This is a genomic window from Streptomyces sp. T028, assembly GCF_048159505.1.
Lineage (GTDB): Bacteria > Actinomycetota > Actinomycetes > Streptomycetales > Streptomycetaceae > Streptomyces.
Genome location: NZ_JBLRVZ010000026.1, coordinates 179,552 through 194,158, shown reverse-complemented (window position 1 = coordinate 194,158; position 14,607 = coordinate 179,552). Strand labels below are relative to the sequence as shown.

General features: G+C 69.4%; 15 protein-coding genes and 1 pseudogene. 3 read left to right on the top strand and 13 right to left on the bottom strand.

What is annotated here, in order from left to right; all coding sequences use genetic code 11:
- Positions 1 to 80 precede the first annotated feature (80 nt).
- Positions 81 to 1,061, bottom strand: coding sequence for an ABC transporter substrate-binding protein (locus tag ACLZN2_RS24780; protein WP_416981202.1), 981 nt, complete (start codon positions 1,059 to 1,061; stop codon positions 81 to 83).
- Between the two features lie 311 nt (positions 1,062 to 1,372).
- Between ACLZN2_RS24780 and ACLZN2_RS24775 the strand changes: the two genes are divergently transcribed.
- Positions 1,373 to 2,131, top strand: coding sequence for an alpha/beta fold hydrolase (locus ACLZN2_RS24775; protein WP_416981201.1), 759 nt, complete (start codon positions 1,373 to 1,375; stop codon positions 2,129 to 2,131).
- 323 nt (positions 2,132 to 2,454) lie between these two features.
- On the opposite strand, the gene ACLZN2_RS24770 is transcribed toward ACLZN2_RS24775, so the two are convergent.
- The 10 genes from ACLZN2_RS24770 to ACLZN2_RS24725 form a co-directional block, all read right to left on the bottom strand.
- Complete coding sequence (locus ACLZN2_RS24770) at positions 2,455 to 3,075, bottom strand: nuclear transport factor 2 family protein (RefSeq protein WP_416981200.1); 621 nt, start codon at positions 3,073 to 3,075, stop codon at positions 2,455 to 2,457.
- Positions 3,075 to 3,641, bottom strand: coding sequence for a chromate resistance protein ChrB domain-containing protein (locus ACLZN2_RS24765; protein WP_416981199.1), 567 nt, complete (start codon positions 3,639 to 3,641; stop codon positions 3,075 to 3,077). Before ACLZN2_RS24765 ends, ACLZN2_RS24770 begins: the two co-directional genes overlap by 1 nt.
- 37 nt (positions 3,642 to 3,678) lie before the next feature.
- Positions 3,679 to 4,431, bottom strand: a complete 753-nt coding sequence (locus tag ACLZN2_RS24760; RefSeq protein ID WP_416981198.1) for a dienelactone hydrolase family protein — start codon at positions 4,429 to 4,431, stop codon at positions 3,679 to 3,681.
- 48 nt (positions 4,432 to 4,479) lie between these two features.
- Entirely contained in the window at positions 4,480 to 5,355 is an 876-nt protein-coding gene (locus ACLZN2_RS24755; protein ID WP_416981197.1) for an NmrA family NAD(P)-binding protein, read from the bottom strand.
- A gap of 37 nt (positions 5,356 to 5,392) precedes the next feature.
- Positions 5,393 to 5,857: an acyl-CoA thioesterase gene (locus ACLZN2_RS24750; RefSeq protein WP_416981196.1), complete on the bottom strand. Its 465-nt coding sequence runs from the start codon at positions 5,855 to 5,857 to the stop codon at positions 5,393 to 5,395.
- On the bottom strand, positions 5,854 to 6,378 hold the full coding sequence (locus ACLZN2_RS24745; protein WP_416981195.1) for a hypothetical protein: 525 nt from the start codon (positions 6,376 to 6,378) through the stop codon (positions 5,854 to 5,856). The genes ACLZN2_RS24750 and ACLZN2_RS24745 overlap by 4 nt, the downstream gene beginning before the upstream one ends.
- A gap of 235 nt (positions 6,379 to 6,613) precedes the next feature.
- Complete coding sequence (locus tag ACLZN2_RS24740; protein ID WP_416981194.1) at positions 6,614 to 8,962, bottom strand: transketolase-like TK C-terminal-containing protein; 2,349 nt, start codon at positions 8,960 to 8,962, stop codon at positions 6,614 to 6,616.
- 142 nt (positions 8,963 to 9,104) lie between these two features.
- Positions 9,105 to 10,301 (bottom strand): NAD(P)/FAD-dependent oxidoreductase, encoded by a 1,197-nt coding sequence (locus tag ACLZN2_RS24735; RefSeq protein WP_416981193.1) that lies wholly within the window; start codon positions 10,299 to 10,301, stop codon positions 9,105 to 9,107.
- A gap of 12 nt (positions 10,302 to 10,313) precedes the next feature.
- Positions 10,314 to 10,883, bottom strand: coding sequence for a VOC family protein (locus tag ACLZN2_RS24730; RefSeq protein WP_416981192.1), 570 nt, complete (start codon positions 10,881 to 10,883; stop codon positions 10,314 to 10,316).
- A 56-nt stretch (positions 10,884 to 10,939) separates the two neighbouring features.
- Positions 10,940 to 11,248, bottom strand: a complete 309-nt coding sequence (locus ACLZN2_RS24725) for a 2Fe-2S iron-sulfur cluster-binding protein (RefSeq protein WP_416981191.1) — start codon at positions 11,246 to 11,248, stop codon at positions 10,940 to 10,942.
- 260 nt (positions 11,249 to 11,508) lie between these two features.
- Here ACLZN2_RS24725 and ACLZN2_RS24720 point away from each other — a divergent pair, with 260 nt between their 5' ends.
- Positions 11,509 to 12,498, top strand: a complete 990-nt coding sequence (locus ACLZN2_RS24720; protein ID WP_416981190.1) for a fumarylacetoacetate hydrolase family protein — start codon at positions 11,509 to 11,511, stop codon at positions 12,496 to 12,498.
- A gap of 23 nt (positions 12,499 to 12,521) precedes the next feature.
- On the opposite strand, the gene ACLZN2_RS24715 is transcribed toward ACLZN2_RS24720, so the two are convergent.
- A complete protein-coding gene (locus tag ACLZN2_RS24715; RefSeq protein WP_416981189.1) occupies positions 12,522 to 13,202 on the bottom strand; it encodes a GntR family transcriptional regulator in 681 nt (226 codons plus the stop codon).
- Positions 13,203 to 13,620: 418 nt separating this feature from the next.
- On the opposite strand from ACLZN2_RS24715, the gene ACLZN2_RS24710 reads away from it, so the two are divergent.
- Positions 13,621 to 13,953, top strand: a complete 333-nt coding sequence (locus ACLZN2_RS24710) for a hypothetical protein (protein ID WP_416981188.1) — start codon at positions 13,621 to 13,623, stop codon at positions 13,951 to 13,953.
- A 430-nt stretch (positions 13,954 to 14,383) separates the two neighbouring features.
- On the opposite strand, the pseudogene ACLZN2_RS24705 reads toward ACLZN2_RS24710, so the two are convergent.
- A pseudogene (locus ACLZN2_RS24705) lies at positions 14,384 to 14,590 on the bottom strand (acetyl-/propionyl-CoA carboxylase subunit alpha); the annotation flags it as partial.
- Between the last annotated feature and the right edge of the window lie 17 nt (positions 14,591 to 14,607).

Here is a 14,607-nt window from a genome sequence, read left to right as displayed (position 1 = left end):
CGGAGCCGGCGACGGCGCGGTCACGCGGGCGGCGACCGTCTCGTCTCCCCCGGCGCGGGGGAGTTGACTCGATGCGCTCTTCACTTCGCCGGCACTCCCGACCACTGCACCTCGGCGGCGGTCGGGGCCTTCTTGAGGATTCCGTACTTCACGAGCAGCTCACCCCAAGTCTTCGTCTCGGCCGAGGAGATCCCCGCGTCGTACACCGGGAGAGGCGTCGCGTCCACGACCTTCTGCGGCGCCTTCGTGATGCGGGCGATGGCCTTCTTCATGTCGGCCGGGTGCGCGTTGCACCACGTGTTGCCCTCCTGGAGGGCGGCCACGAAGTTCTTGACCACGTCGGGATGCGCGTCCACGTACTCCTTGGCCATGAAGGTGATGCTCTGGGCGGCGTCAGGCTTCCCGAAGCTGATGGCCGACGGGTCGCCGATGTCCTTGAAACCCTCATCGATGAGCTGGGCGACGAAGGGCTGCAGCGTGAAGACCGCGTCGACCCGCTTCGACCGCAGAGCCGCCGTCTGGTCCGGGAACGGCACCGCTACGAGCTTCACCTTGTCCGGGTCGCCGCCGGCCTTCGCCACCGACTCCCTGAGCAGGACCTCCCACGAACCCTGGAGCGAGTTCACCGCGACGGTCCTGCCCTCAAGTTGCTTGAACGACGTGATTCCCGAGCCCTTGCCGGCGAGGACCGCCGTGGGGGACTGGCCGTCCTTGTCGTAGTCCTCCTCCAGGCCGCTCGTGATGACGAGCGCCAGGTTGCTGCTCACCGCGTTGAGGACGGCGGTGTACGCGCCCGCTCCCGCGGTGATCTCCCCGTTGAGTATCTGCGCCACCTGGCCCGCCGCGTTCGGGGCGGCGGTGCCGTACTTCATCGTGATGCCGTGCTTGCGGAAGGTGCCGCGCTCGTCGGTGACCTTCAGACAGGCGGTCGACGACGTCGGCTGGAAGGCGAAGGTGACGGTCGAACCGTTACTGCCCGCGCTGCCTCCGCTCGACACGTTCCCGGCGTCGCCACCGCACGCCGACACCGTCAGCACGGGGGCGATCAGCGAGACGACCACGCCCGCTCTGAACCTTGTTGACGTCCTCATTGACATCTGCACTCTCCGTTCGCGCGAACCGATTCGCGCAGCGCCGTGCATGGGCTCCGCCCGGCTCCGGCACTCCGAGACTTCGGGCGTGATCGCAATATGTTATATCGACTACTCGAGTCGGCATAGATGTCGGAGAGCGGCAAACCTGTCGGCTCGGCGGCCGCCGCCTACTGCCGGGGACATGGCCACTTGTTGCCATCGGGCGGGGTGGACCACGCACCTTCCCGCCTTCGATAGTTGGTCGATCTGTTATATCGACCGGCGAGAGGGCTTGCCGCATGTCCGATCCAGGAGCTTCCTACTTCGCCGGGCGTGACAGTGCGCGACTCGCCTACCGCGAGGTGGGTGAGGGCAGGCCCCTGGTGCTGCTGCACGGGTTCGCCGTGGACGCGTCGATGTGGCTGCGATACGGCTGGGTCGAGACGATCGCGGCGGGCGGCCACCGTGTGATCATGCCGGACTTCCGTGGGCACGGCAGCAGCGCGAAGCCTCACGACCTGGCCTCATACCCTCCCGACGTACTCAGCGACGACGTTTTCGCGCTGGTTGCGCACCTGGGACTGGATGACTACGACCTCGCGGGATATTCGCTGGGTGCGCGGGTCGTGGTGAGAATGCTGGCGCGCGGAGCGGCGCCGGGCCGTGCGGTGGTCGCGGGGCAGGGCCTCGTCGAAGTGCTGGGCGGCGGTGGCGGTACGGACGCGTTCGTGCGCAGGGTCTTCGCCGGGTGGGGGACGTTCGCCCAGGGCTCCCGGGAGTGGCTGGCCGAGCAGTGGCTGTGGTCGAACCGTGCGGATCCGACGGCGCTGCTCCGGGTGCTGGACTCGATCGTCCCCACGCCGGCGGAGGCGCTCGACCGGATCCAGGTGCCGACGCTCGTGGTGGCGGGTGCCGAAGACGAGCGTGCCGCGTCGGTAGATCGGCTGGCCGCCGTGCTGCCCCGCGGCTGTCGTGCCGTGGTGCCCGGGGACCATGGTGCGGCCTCCAGCGCGCCAGAACTCGCGGCGGCGATCGCGGAGTTCCTGGCTGGACGCTGAGCCGGCGTCCGGTCGCGCCCCGCGACTCGGGGGTGTCGCTTGCGGCCGCATCGTCGACATTGTTGTTATCTGTTATATCATTTACAACGGCGCCTCGTTGACGCTCCGCTACGTCGCTGGCGTGGAGATGGTCCGGAAGGCGCGACGACAGAGGTCCGCGACCCGTGTGAGCGCGCCTCACCCGCCTCAACCGGAGGGGACTGATCGCCGAGGTCGGCCTGTACAGGGGGCGTCCGGCGGCGCCGGAGCCTCCGACGACCACGACCTGACCGCTCATGGAGAACCATCCCTTCGGTGGTGCTGGTGAGTGAATTGCCGTTCCGTCACGCCGGCCAGGCGAGCGGCTCGCCCCGCAGCCACGCTTCACGGGCCCTGACGAGGGCCTCGCGCCGCGGTCCGACCTCGGTCGGCATGTCGGGCACGATCCTGTGGCCTAGGGCTTCCTGGAGATAGGCGAGCCGTTGGTAGCCGTCCGGGCGGCGGGACATGATCTCGGGGTCCAGGCGCACGGTCTCGCTCGGGTCGACCGGGGCGATGAAGTCCCGCTCGTAGACAGGCTGGCGCAGGACCAGACCCCAGCGCCCCTCCCGCCGTTCCACGAAGTCGAAGACCAGGCCGATGCAGGTGACGTCGCACAGGATGCCCTCGACCGGGGCGCGCTGCATGATTCGCAGCTTCGACATCGCGAATCCGCGGTCACCGTTGACCAGGGCGGTGACGCCACCGCCGGAGTGCAGTGCCCGGTTGCCCTCCGCGAACGCCTTGGTGGCCGCATCGACGAACTGCTGCGGGGTCGCCTTGCCACCCCACGTGGTCATCAACACCCCGTCGTCGTGCCAGACTTCGAGGAAGCGGTCCCATTCGCGGTTGTCGCGGAAGATCATCCAGTTCTCGACCAGCTCGCGGATCGCGAGGCGGTCGAGCAGCGTGTCGGCGTTTCCCATCAGGCATGTCCTTCTCGTGCTCGTTCCAGTGCGTCACGGAGGTAGGGGATGCGCAGGGGCGGGTGTTTCGGGGCGCCGGCGAGGACGTCCTCGGACAGTTCCCATATGCGGCAGTGCTCGTAGACGCCGTCGTAGAGCGGCAGCGCGTTCTCCAGGTGAGCGGTGTCGTCGTGGGCGACACCGAACGCGGCCCCCACCAGGTTGAGCGCGGCGCCGAGGATGCGCTCCTCCTCAGTCTGATCGGGGCGTGCCGGAGTGCCGAGGGCGTGGCTGACGCCCGCCGCGACGATCCGCTCCATGCGCCACAGCGCGGGATCGTCGAGGTCGTAGGCCCGCAGCACCTTCTGGAAGCACGGGCCGTTCTCGTCGTGCAGCCCGAGGCGAACACCCGGGATCCCGATGGGTGTCGCCCCCTCGGGGATCCGCAGCCGGGTGGGGTCGGGGAGACCGCCGTCCAGGCCCCACTCCACGAACTCGAACTCCGCGTCGGGGTCGACGAACCGTCGCACCAGCCAAGGGGAGGCGACCCGGTCCAGGTGAACATGAGCGAGCGTGGCCCAGCGCATTGATGACCTTTCGAGAGGGAGGAAGGAGGGTGTCGAGTCAGCTGGGGAGCAGGTGACTTCGTAGATGCGCGACGCTCCGGACCCAGGTCGCGCCGCCCGGGTCGGCCGGGTCGCCCAGGTCCGATGAGCCGAGGAATCCGTGGCCGAGTCCGGGCAGTACAGCGTGTTCGAACTGTGGGTTGGCGGCGGCGAGTTCGGTGTAGCGCTCGACGCTCTCCATACCGACGGTCGTGTCCTGCTCGCCCCAGAAGGCGAGCACCGGCCCGCGCAGCGACCCGACGAGGTCGATCGGCCTTGGGGGTGGAGACACCACCCAGGCGGGCGGCTCGGGGAAGCCGTAGTAGGCGACCGTCACCAACTCGTCTCGGGTGGAGGCCAGATCGAGGCCGAAGGTGCCGCCCATGCAGAAGCCGACCGTGCCCACCGGCACGGTCGTCGAGCGTGTGCGGAGCCAGTCGACGGCCGCGTGCAGGTCGTCGAGGCTCTGCTTCTCGTCGAGTCGGGCGCGGCGGGCGATCGCGGCCTCGGCGCCGGGCTCGGGCAGCGGTCCCTGACGGAAGAAGACGTCGGGCAGCAGCGCCTGGAAGCCGGCCCCGGCGAGCAGTGCGGCGAGGTGCTCGTAGTAGGGGCTGCGGCCGAGCATGTCGGCGGCGATCAGCACGCCGGGTGCGTCCGGCGCCGCCGCGACGTGCAGCGCGGGCATCAACTCGCCGCTGGGCAGCGGGATGTCGACCTCGCGGCGAACGGCGTCTGGCGCGGCCTGTCCTGGAGGGAGGTCACTGTGGCACATGGGGGATCTCTCGCTTGTCGTGGATCGGAGCTGTCGTTCCCCTCGTCCTCACGTGGACTGCTGATCGCGCAGATGCCTGGCGATCCAGGCGGCGACGCCGATCGGCTCCCGTCCGAGGATGGTTTCCAGTACGAGTCCGTTGCCGCCGCGGAAACCGAAGGCGTCGTAGTACGCGCGCAGCCGCCGGAATCCCTCGGCCGCGAACGGGCTTGCCAGCAGGCCCTGTTGGGCGGCCGGGCCGTACTCCTCCAGCGTCGCCTGCTGTGCGCGCACCGGTCGTCCGAGCGCCGCGGTCAGATGGGCGGCGATGTCGTGGGCGGTGTACTCGCCGGGTGCCGACAGCTCGAACGTGCCCCGGACCAGCCGCTGTTCGGTGAAGGCGACGGCGACGACCTCGGCGACGTCCTCGTAGTCGACGTACGCCATGCGTACGTCGGGACTGAAGGCGTCGGCGTACACACCCTCGGTGGCCGCTCGCGACCAGCTGGAGAGAAGCGGTCCGTGCAGGAACCGGGAGGGCTGGAGCACGGTGAACTCCAGGTCGGTCTTGTAGAGATGGTCCTCGATGGCGAGCTTGGGCTGGTGGTTGAGGAGGACCTCGATGGAGGGGTGGTAGACGCCGGAGAGGACGAAGCGGCGGACACCGACGCGCTGGGCGATGTCGATGACGGCCTTGCCGAGCTGGGCTTCCTCGGGCATGAAACGGGGACCGATGAGGAAGACACCTTCGCAGCCGGTTGCGGCCCGTTCGAGGGCGGCCAGGTCGCGGAGGTCTCCTTCGGCGATCTCGGCGGCGCCCGCGCGGCGGACACTGTCGCCCTTGCCGGCGTCGCGGATGAAGGCGCGGACCTTGGCTCCGCGCGCCGTGAGGGCCCTGGTGACGGCGAGACCGGTGTAGCCGGAGGCTCCTAGTACGAGGATCAACGCAACTCCTGGGATCTTTCTGTGTATTCGGTCTCTGTCAGCCGAGTCGTAGATGCGCCGGTCGGCTGCGCCCTTCCAGGCGGTCCGCCAACTCAGGTGGAAGTGGCAGGACTTCCAGCGCCGGGCCCGAGGTGCGCGCGTACACCTGAGTGAGACGGATCTGGATCGCCGGCTCGGAGGCACCGACGAGCGCGAAGTCGCTGCGCAGCGTGAAGGAACGCTCCGAGAGCCTCTCCAGGCGCAGGCAGGCGTCGACCTCTTCGTCCAGTCGCAGGCAGCTGCGGTACGTGAACTCGGCGTGCACGGCCGGAGTGCCGAACCCGGCCGCGAGCAGCCGTGACGTCGCGAACCCCGCGATCGCCAGCCACTCGCTCACCATGCTCTCGGCCCAGCGCGCGGGCGCCGCGAAGTACACCACCTGAGCCGCGTCGGTGTCGCCCATGGCGACCCGGAACCGCCGCCGCAGCAGCGGGGGTTGGGAGCCGCAGGCCACCGCGGTCATGACGCGTCCGGCACATGGACGAGGTCCGTGCGGCCCGCGACCAGGCCGTCGACAGCGTGGCGTGGATACCGGGTGCCGGACGTGACCTCGACGAGGGCGGGGAGGTCGGACCGGAGCCGTTCGCCGAAGGCCAGCCGGTCAAGCAGCGCGCCCTGTGAGTTCGCACCGGTCAGCCGGATGACATCGGCGCCCTGGCGCACGGACGCGAGTGCCCGGTCTACGAGACCGTCGGCCTCCGGCCCCCAGGCGTCGCCGGAGCGGATCTCCAGGATCGCGGTGTCCCCGGCGCTGTCGCGCAGCCGGCTCGGATACCGGTGCCGTGTGCTGCGTACGGGTTGTCCCAGCACCCAGCGCGTGAACTGCGGGAGCCGGAAGCCGCTGGAGGAGAAGGCGTGGGCGGCCCGGGAGATGGCGTGGTGCAGGGCCGGGTCGGTGTCGAGGAGGGCACTGAGCATGCCGCCGGTCAGCCCGACGGCGAAGCCGAAGGTCGCCGCGGGTGGCCGCATCTCGTGCACGCGCACGTGCCAGTGAGGGCGTCGAAGGGCCGGCAGCCGGGCCGCGAAAAGGCCTGCGGGGCCGCCTCCGAGTATGTGCACGCGTCGAGCTGTCATCCTTCATGAGTAACCCTGATTGACTTCGGTGTCAAGAATTCATCTTGCTGGTCAATTTGCTGGGTGGTGGCGGGCATGCGGAACCGCCGGCCGGCCGTCGGGGCAGGACAGGGCAGCGGCCGGCGGTTGCCTGGGGGGCCTCGTCTCAGTCGACGAGGTCGAGGGCGGCCGCGACGACGCTGTCCGTGTCGATCTGGTGGTACCGGTACACGTCCTCCAGCGCCCCGGACTGGCCGAAGCGGCTCACGCCCAGCGTGGTGACCGGCACCTGGTTGACGGTGGCCAGGAACGCCAGGGTGTGCGGGTGACCGTCGACCAGGGTGACCAGGGGAGCGGCGCGCTCCGCCGGGAAGACCTGGTCCAGGATCCAGGTGGGGGAGTCCTCCTGGCCTCGTCGGCCACGCAGGGCCCGGAAGAGCAGGTCCGGGCTGGTCGTGACGACCACGTCGGCCTGGTGGCCCAGTTGGGCGAGGCGCTCGGCGGCAGCCAGGCCCTCGGGGACCATCGCACCCATCACCGCGATCGTCACGTCCGGCGCACCCGCGGCCCGGCGCAGCGGGTAGGCACCCGCGACGGTCTGCCGACGCCGGCGCTCCCGCGCGGCCGGATCAGCGGGGATCGCGGCCAGGCTCTGGTCGACGGGACGGGTGGACAGCCGCAGATAGGCGGAGCTGCCGTCCGGCTTGCCGAGGCCGCTCAGCGCCGCGAGCAGACACCACTCGGTGTCGATGCCGAAAGCGGGCTCGTACGACACGCAGCCGGGCTGTTCGATGCCCAGCGACGGTGTGGTGATCGACTGGTGCGCACCACCCTCGGGGGCGAGCGTGACGCCGGAAGGGGTGCCGACGAGAATGGACTGACCGCCCGCGTAGATGCCGTACGACCACGGCTCCAGTGCCCGGTTGACGAACGGGTCGTACACGACCCCGATGGGCAGCAGAGGCTGTCCCCAGCGGCTCCATGTCGCGCCCAGCTCGCCCAGTAGGCTCACCAGGTTGACCTCGGCGATGCCGAGCTCGACGTGCTGGCCCGACGGTTTCTCCCGCCAGTGCAGGATGGTCTCGGCGTCGTCGGCGAACCAGTCGGTGCGCTCCGCCGACGACCATACGCCCACCTTGTTGAGCCAGCCGCCGAGGTTGGTGGAGGAGGAGACGTCCGGACTCACGGTGACGATCCGGCCCGCCGCCTCGGGCGCCTTGCGGGTCAGGTCCAGCAGCACCCGTCCCAGGGCCTGCTGGGTGTTGCCGGTGCCACCGGGGGCGGGCCGGCCGAGGTCGGCGGGGACCGCCGGGGCCGCCACCGTCCCGTGGAGCGGGCGGCGCAGCCGCTCGGCCGCCGCCGCGCACAGGTGCGCCTCGTCGGACCCTTCGGCGAAGGGCGTCCAGGGGGCGTCCAGATCCATACCCAGCTGTCCCGCCAGCTCCGCCATCTGGTCGCCGGACAGGAGCGAGGAGTGGTTCTGGGGGTGGCCTTCGGTGGGCAGGCCGTGGCCCTTCACGGTGTACGCGAAGATGACCGTCGGACGGGTGTCGTCGATCTCGTCGTAGGCCGTGAGCAGGGCACCTAGGTCATGGCCGCCGAGGTTGCGCACCGCGCTGTGCAGGGTGTCGTCGTCCAGGCCCGCGATCAGCTCCGCGATGGGCTGCGCGGAGGCGCCCGCTCCGGGCAGTCGCTCGCGCAGCTGCGCCGGGGTGCAGCGGAGCAGTCGCTGGTACTCGGGGTTCTCCATGGTGTCCAGACGCAGGCGCAGTTCGGCGCCGCCGGGACGGGTGAAGAGCTCCTCAAGGAGCCGGCCGTACTTGAGGGTGGTGACCTGCCAGCCGGCAGCGGTGAACATGCCGGTCAGGCGTTCCGCGGCCGTTCCGGGGACGACCCGGTCCAGGGACTGGCGGTTGAGGTCGACGACCCAGACGATCTCTCCGAGTCCGGCGACCATCGGATCCTGGACGGCCTCCCAGATCGCGCCCTCGTCCAGTTCGGCGTCACCCAGCAGGGAGTACTGGCGGCCGCTGCCCGCGCCGCCGAAGTGCCCGTCGACGTAGCGGCGTGAGATGGCGCCCCAGATGGGCGCGGTCGCGCCGATGCCCACGGACCCGGTGGAGTAGTCGACGGGGTCGGGGTCCTTGGAGCGGCTGGGATAGCTCTGGAGGCCGCCGAAGGCGCGCAGTTCGGTGAGGTAGGAGCTGTCCAGTTCGCCGAGGAGGAAGTTGACGGCGTGCAGGACGGGCGAGGCGTGCGGCTTGACGGAGACCCGGTCGTCGCGCGTGAGCGCGTGGAACCACAGGGCGGTCATGATGGACGACATCGACGCGCTGGACGCCTGGTGGCCACCGACCTTCAGTCCCGACGGGTTGGGCCGTACCCGGTTCGCGTGGTCGATTATCGCGGTCGAGAGCCACAGGACACGCTTCTCGACGGTGCCGAGGGCCCGTAGCGTCTCGGCGCGGCTGTCGTCGGTCGCGCGTGTATCGCTCGAAGTCGCAGGGGTGACCATGGGTGCCTCACATATTCCGGACTGAAAGGCCGCAGCGGCGGTGGGGAGTTGGTCGTATCGCTGAGGGCGTTGGAAGGGTTTGGCACGAGGGGGAGGGAACGGCTCGAGGCTCCTCGGCCGGTCCCTCCCCCTCAGTACTTGTTCACTGGTGCTGGGCGATGGCCTCGGCCCAGGGGGTCCCCTGGGTGATGAGGCGACGGGCCCGGTTGAACTGCCGGGGGCTGCCGTTGAATCCGACGGCACCGACGACCGCCTCGCCGTCGCCGAGCAGAGCCAGGTAGCTCTCCTCGGCCGGGCCGCCGTCGAGGAAGTGGAGGTGCTTGGCGTGTGCGGTTCCGGCGAGCTGGAAGCGCTCCCCGAACTGGTCGGACCACACGTAGGGCACTCCGGTGTAGGGCTGTGCCGCCTGCGGATCCAGGAGGTTCAGCGCGGCCTGCCGACCCTGCTCGCGGGCGTTGGTCCAGTGTTCGACACGGAGGGAGTCACCGGTTGTCGGATGGGGCCAGCGGGCCGCGTCGCCCACGGCGTACACACCGGGCGCGGTGGTCTGCAAGGTCGCGTCGGTGATCACCCCGTCGTCGACGGAGAGCCCCGAGCCGTCCAGCCAACCGGTCGCCGGGACCGCGCCCACCCCGACGACCACAAGATCGGCGTCGAGGACGGTGCCGTCGGTGAGTTCGACCTTGTCGACCCGGAGCGAACCGAGCAGCCGGGCCACCCCGACCCCGCACACCACCCGTACGCCATTGGCCCTTTGCAGTCGGACCACGGGTGCGGCCAGTTCGGACGGCACGGCCCGCAGCAGCGGCGAAGCCGCGGCTTCGACGAGGGTGACGTCCAGGCCGAAGTGGCGTGCCGCCGCGGCGATCTCGCAGCCGATGAACCCGGCCCCGACCACCACCACGGAAGGACGTCCCTGGGCCATCGCCGCCCGCACCCGACGGGCGTCGTCGAGGGCGCGCAGAGTGTGCACCCCGTCGAGGCCGAACCAGCCCCTGGGACGCACGGCACGCGAACCGGTGGCGATGACCAGCCCGTCGTAGGGAACATCGGAACCGCCGATGTCGACCTTGCGTTCGGCCGGGTCGAGGGCGCGTGCGGCGGTGCCGAGGCGCAGATCGACGTCGAGGTCCTCGAACTCCTCCGCGGGCAGCAGACGGATGTCGTCCTCGGCCATCTCGCCCGTGAGGAGTTCCTTGGACAACGGGGTCGGGTTGTACGGGAGTTCGTGGTCGGCGCCGATCAGGGTGAGACGGCCGTCGTAGCCGGCGCCGCGCAGGGCCAGGACCGCCTCGACACCTGCCACGCTGGCGCCGACCACGACGATGTCGGTGAGCATGCCCGGTGACCCTCAGCCCTTGTCGGTCTGGGCGCGCTTGGCGGCCAGGCCGTCGATGAACTTGTCGTCGAAGGCGTGGTCCATCATGTCGGGGTCGATGTCGTCCTTGGCGGTCATGTCGCGGTTGGGGTCGGCGAAGGCGAAGGAGTAGCCGTGCTTGCGGCCGGCGAGGATCTCCCACCAGCAGCCGTTCATGTCCTCGAAGTAGAACGAGTACGCGCCGTGCTGTTCCTGGGGCTTGGTGATCCGCTTGATCTTGTACTCGTCCTGGACCTCGGTCAGCTTGGCGTGCGCGTCGTCGACGGCCTCGTTGGACTGGACGTCCAGGCCGTTGTGGTCGAGCAGGCGCATCGGGCTTTCCTTGCCCTCTTCGACGACGACGTAGACGTGGTCGGTACCGCGGCGGATCAGCAGGCCCACCGGGGCGTGCTGGATCACCTCGAAGCCGAGGACCTCCTCGTAGAAGCGGCGGGCCTCCTGGATGTCGATGACGGTCAGGGTGCCGTGGGAGATCATCCCGATGTCGATCAGGGGCTTCTTGGTGCGGTAGCTCTTGGTGATCTTCGGCTGGATCTCGGGCATTGCGCTCACTCCCTACTTTCTGCCTGATGCGTTGTGCTGGGGTCTGCCGGAAAACATCAGCTGCGGGGCGCGACGGTCATCTCGATGCCGTCCAGGTCGGGCGTGTACTCGAACTGGCAGGTCAGTCGGGAGTTGTCCCGGCGGTCGGGAAGCTGCTCGATCCGCTCCATCTCGAACTCGTCCGGTTCGGGGAGCCGGTCCAGCCATTCCTTCTCCACGTAGACGTGGCACGACCCGCACACGGCGTTGCCGTTGCACAGGCCGATGATCCCCACCTTCTGGTGGCGCAGCTGGGGCATCAAGGGCTTGTTCGCGACCGGTTCGAACTCGACCCGGGCACCCTTGCGGTCATGGATGATCATCATCTCGGCAGCTCCTCAGACACGCGGCGGATCCCGGCGGTGCGCGACGGCCGGGAAAGCGGCGGCCTCGTGAAATGGCTGACGTCGAAGAACGTGACGCCAGGAAAGCGGGGTCGACGATCCGACCGTCACTGTCGTCAACTATCTTACGCAAGTGTTGAGGGCCGTCAAGGATCCGGCAGCTCTGTTGCGATGGGTTGACGTCTATGTTTAATAGTGGTCACAATCGTAGAAACAGCGTGACCTGTACGGAAGGATGCGTCATGAGGCTTGTGCGTGTGCGTGACGAGGGAACCGGCCTGCTGGTCGGTCCTCCCGGTGAGGAGATCGTCGTCGACATCGCGCGCGGCCTCGCCGAGCTCCGTCGGGGAGAGCCGGCGCTGGTGGCTGCCCTGGAGCCGTACTTCACGACGGCCGACGGGAGCTGGCTCCCACTGATCGCGCGCTGGCGCGAGGTGCGCGGCTTCCTACGGGCGCTGGCGGAGATCGCCGCCGACGGGCAGGCCCTGACCGCCGCCTCCCGGCGCCTGGACGACGTACGCCTCGACCCGCCCCTGCCCGACCCCGGCGTGCGCATCTTCGCCCTCGGCGGCAACTTCCCCGCGCACGGTTCCGGGATGGCCGCGGTCATGGACGTTGCCGAATCGGTGCGGCAGGGCGCCGCGGGCGGGAATCCGCCCTGGGGCTTCTACGTCATCCCCGGTACCGTGGTGGGCCAGGACGCCGTGGTGACGCCCCCGTCCGGGACCCGCAAACTGGACTACGAGGCCGAGGTCGCCGTCGTCCTCGGTGCGGGAGCCCACGAGCCCGGAAGCGATGTCATAGACGTCTGGGGCTACACCGCCTGGAACGACTTCAGCATCCGGGACGAGGCGCTCGGCCTGACGAAGATCGACCACGGCCCGCTGACCTGGTCCCTCACCAAGAACTTCCGCACCGGCCACAGCAGCGGCCCCTGCATGGTCGTCGACGAGCCCATCCCGGCCGCCGGTCTCGGCATCATCTGCAAGGTCAACGGCGAACTCCGCCAGGACGGCACCACCGCGCAGATGCAGTACACCTTCGGCGCCACCGCCGCCCACATCTCGCGCTACGCCCCGCTCGCCGGCGGCGACATGATCCTCTCCGGAACCCCGGCCGGCACCGCCATGGAGGGAGGCGTCGACGGCCCTTTCCTCAAGGACGGCGACCATGTCGAGGTCGGAGTCGAGGGCGTCGGCCTGTTGCGCAACCGTGTCGTGCTGAAGGACTGACGACTGGTCGCGGTCCCCTTGCGCTACCGCAGCATCTGCTGCGCGATCTCCCTGTGCTCGTCGAGATGGCGGAGGACCGCTCGCGTCACGGCGTCGGGGTCGCCTTCGCGGAAGACGGCGAGGAGGGCGGCATGCGAGTGTTTACGGCGCCGGTGTTCCTCCGGTCTGCTGTCCAGACCGGAGAAGGCGAGCCTGATATAACGTCCGGCCGCGTGCCAGAGGCTCTCCAGGACGCGCAGATCCCAGGCGGTCGCGGCCGGTTGCAGCAGCTCGCGGTGGAACGCGTGGTGCGCCTCGTAGATCTCGTCCACGCCCAGGTCCTCGTCTCCGCACATGGAGACGAAGGCCTGGAGACGCTGGAAGTCGGACCCACGCAGCAGGGAGCATGAGCGGGCGGCGAGTTCGGGTTCGATGCTTCGGCGCAGCCGGTAGATGCCGTTGAGGTCGTCCTGGTGGAGCGGGGCGACCAGAGCACTCTTGCCGGGGCGGGTGATGACGAGCCCCTGTGCTTCGAGTTGCCGGAGTGCCTCGCGTACGGGGATGAAGCTGACGCCGAGTTGGTCGGCGATCTCGCGCAGGGAGAAGGGCTGGCCGGGGCGGAGGTCGCCGGCCAGGATCGAGCGGCGGATCTCCTTGGCGACCTGGTCCACCATGGAGGTGGGTTCCAGGGCGCGGACGTACGGTTCCCGGCTGGTCTTGGTCACGGTCGTCGGCCCCGGATTCGTAGTCGGCTTGGGCAGCCAAGTTTCCTTACGTCATCGTTATAACATAGCTCGAGGTCAAAAGCGTATGAGTGCCTGAGCTCAGGGTTGGTGGTTGGGGGCAGGGGTCGGATCCGTCAGACAGTTCCTGGCGACGTGGCAGGCAGTGAAGTCTCCACCGCCAAGCGGATCGTGTTCCCTCGCGACCGGGCGGATGTCGACGACGTCGGAGCGCTTCTGGAGGGCCGGGCCACCTACGCGGGCCCGACAGGCTCCAGGACACATGAGCCTTCCTCGCTCATCGTGTACTCGAGGCGGGAGAGCCGTTCTTCTTCTCCACCGTGGGCGCCTTCCGATACACGTTGGTCGCCGTGCCCCCAAGACCTGCGGGTGACGGAGAGCTCTCCGGCCAGGTTGGCACGTGCAGGTGGTGGTGGAGACTTCGCCGTTCAGCTCGGCCCTCGTCGGGCTCTTGCGCTCGTCGGGGTCGTCCACCGCCGCGCTCTCGCCGCGTGAGCCGGCCGATGTGGCCGAGTACACCACGCAGATGCTGCGCCGGATCGTGGCGCGCTCCGATGAGAACTACTTCGGCCGCAGGGGCGACACCCGCCTGACGAAGGTTCTCGCTTGGATCGAGAAGAACCTCGCCGTCTCCGGCCTCGGGCCGGAGAAGGTGGCCGCGGTCCACCACATCTCACTGCGGCGGTTGCACGGCTGTTCGCCGACACGGAGTCCACGTGCCAGTACGTTGTGAGCCGAAGGCTGGAACAGATCCGTGAGGACAGCCTGGTGCGTTGTCCGTGCCCACGGGCCGACCAGTGCGACCGCGGCGAGCGATGCCTGGTGAGCGCCCAGGGCGGAACTCGGCGCTGAATGGATCTCGGTGGGTCATCGGGGCGCGGGCGACTCGGCCGATGGTAGGAAGCCGACCCGGTCGAGATCCTGGCGAGCACCCACAGCCTGGTGGTCACGGGCCAGCGAGAAGCAGGTCCGCAGTACGTGCAGGGCGTCCGAGTCGATGGCTCCGAGCAGGGTGCGCCACGCCTGGGCCTTCTGGTCGTACGACATCAGCGGGCGCAACAGCCGGCCCTGGATCTTCCGGCCGACGGCTGAGGACCCTGGGACGTGAGTGAGGCGCCGACCTCCGCGGACGGGCCCTTGATGGTGCCGGACTTGTGTGTGTTGAGAGGCTGTTCCATCTTCATGGCGACGACCTCCTCGGCAACGCTGACCGGGTCCGGCGTACCGGCCACCAGCGGCGCACCGGCACGCTGGGCGATGTGCCGGGCGGCGACCTTGTCACCCAGGTCGCGGATGGCCCGCGGAGGTGGGCCGATCCAGATGAGCCCCGCGTCCGGGACCGCCGGCGCGAAGCCGGCGTTGGCGATGAGCACCTTGCTGGGGATGC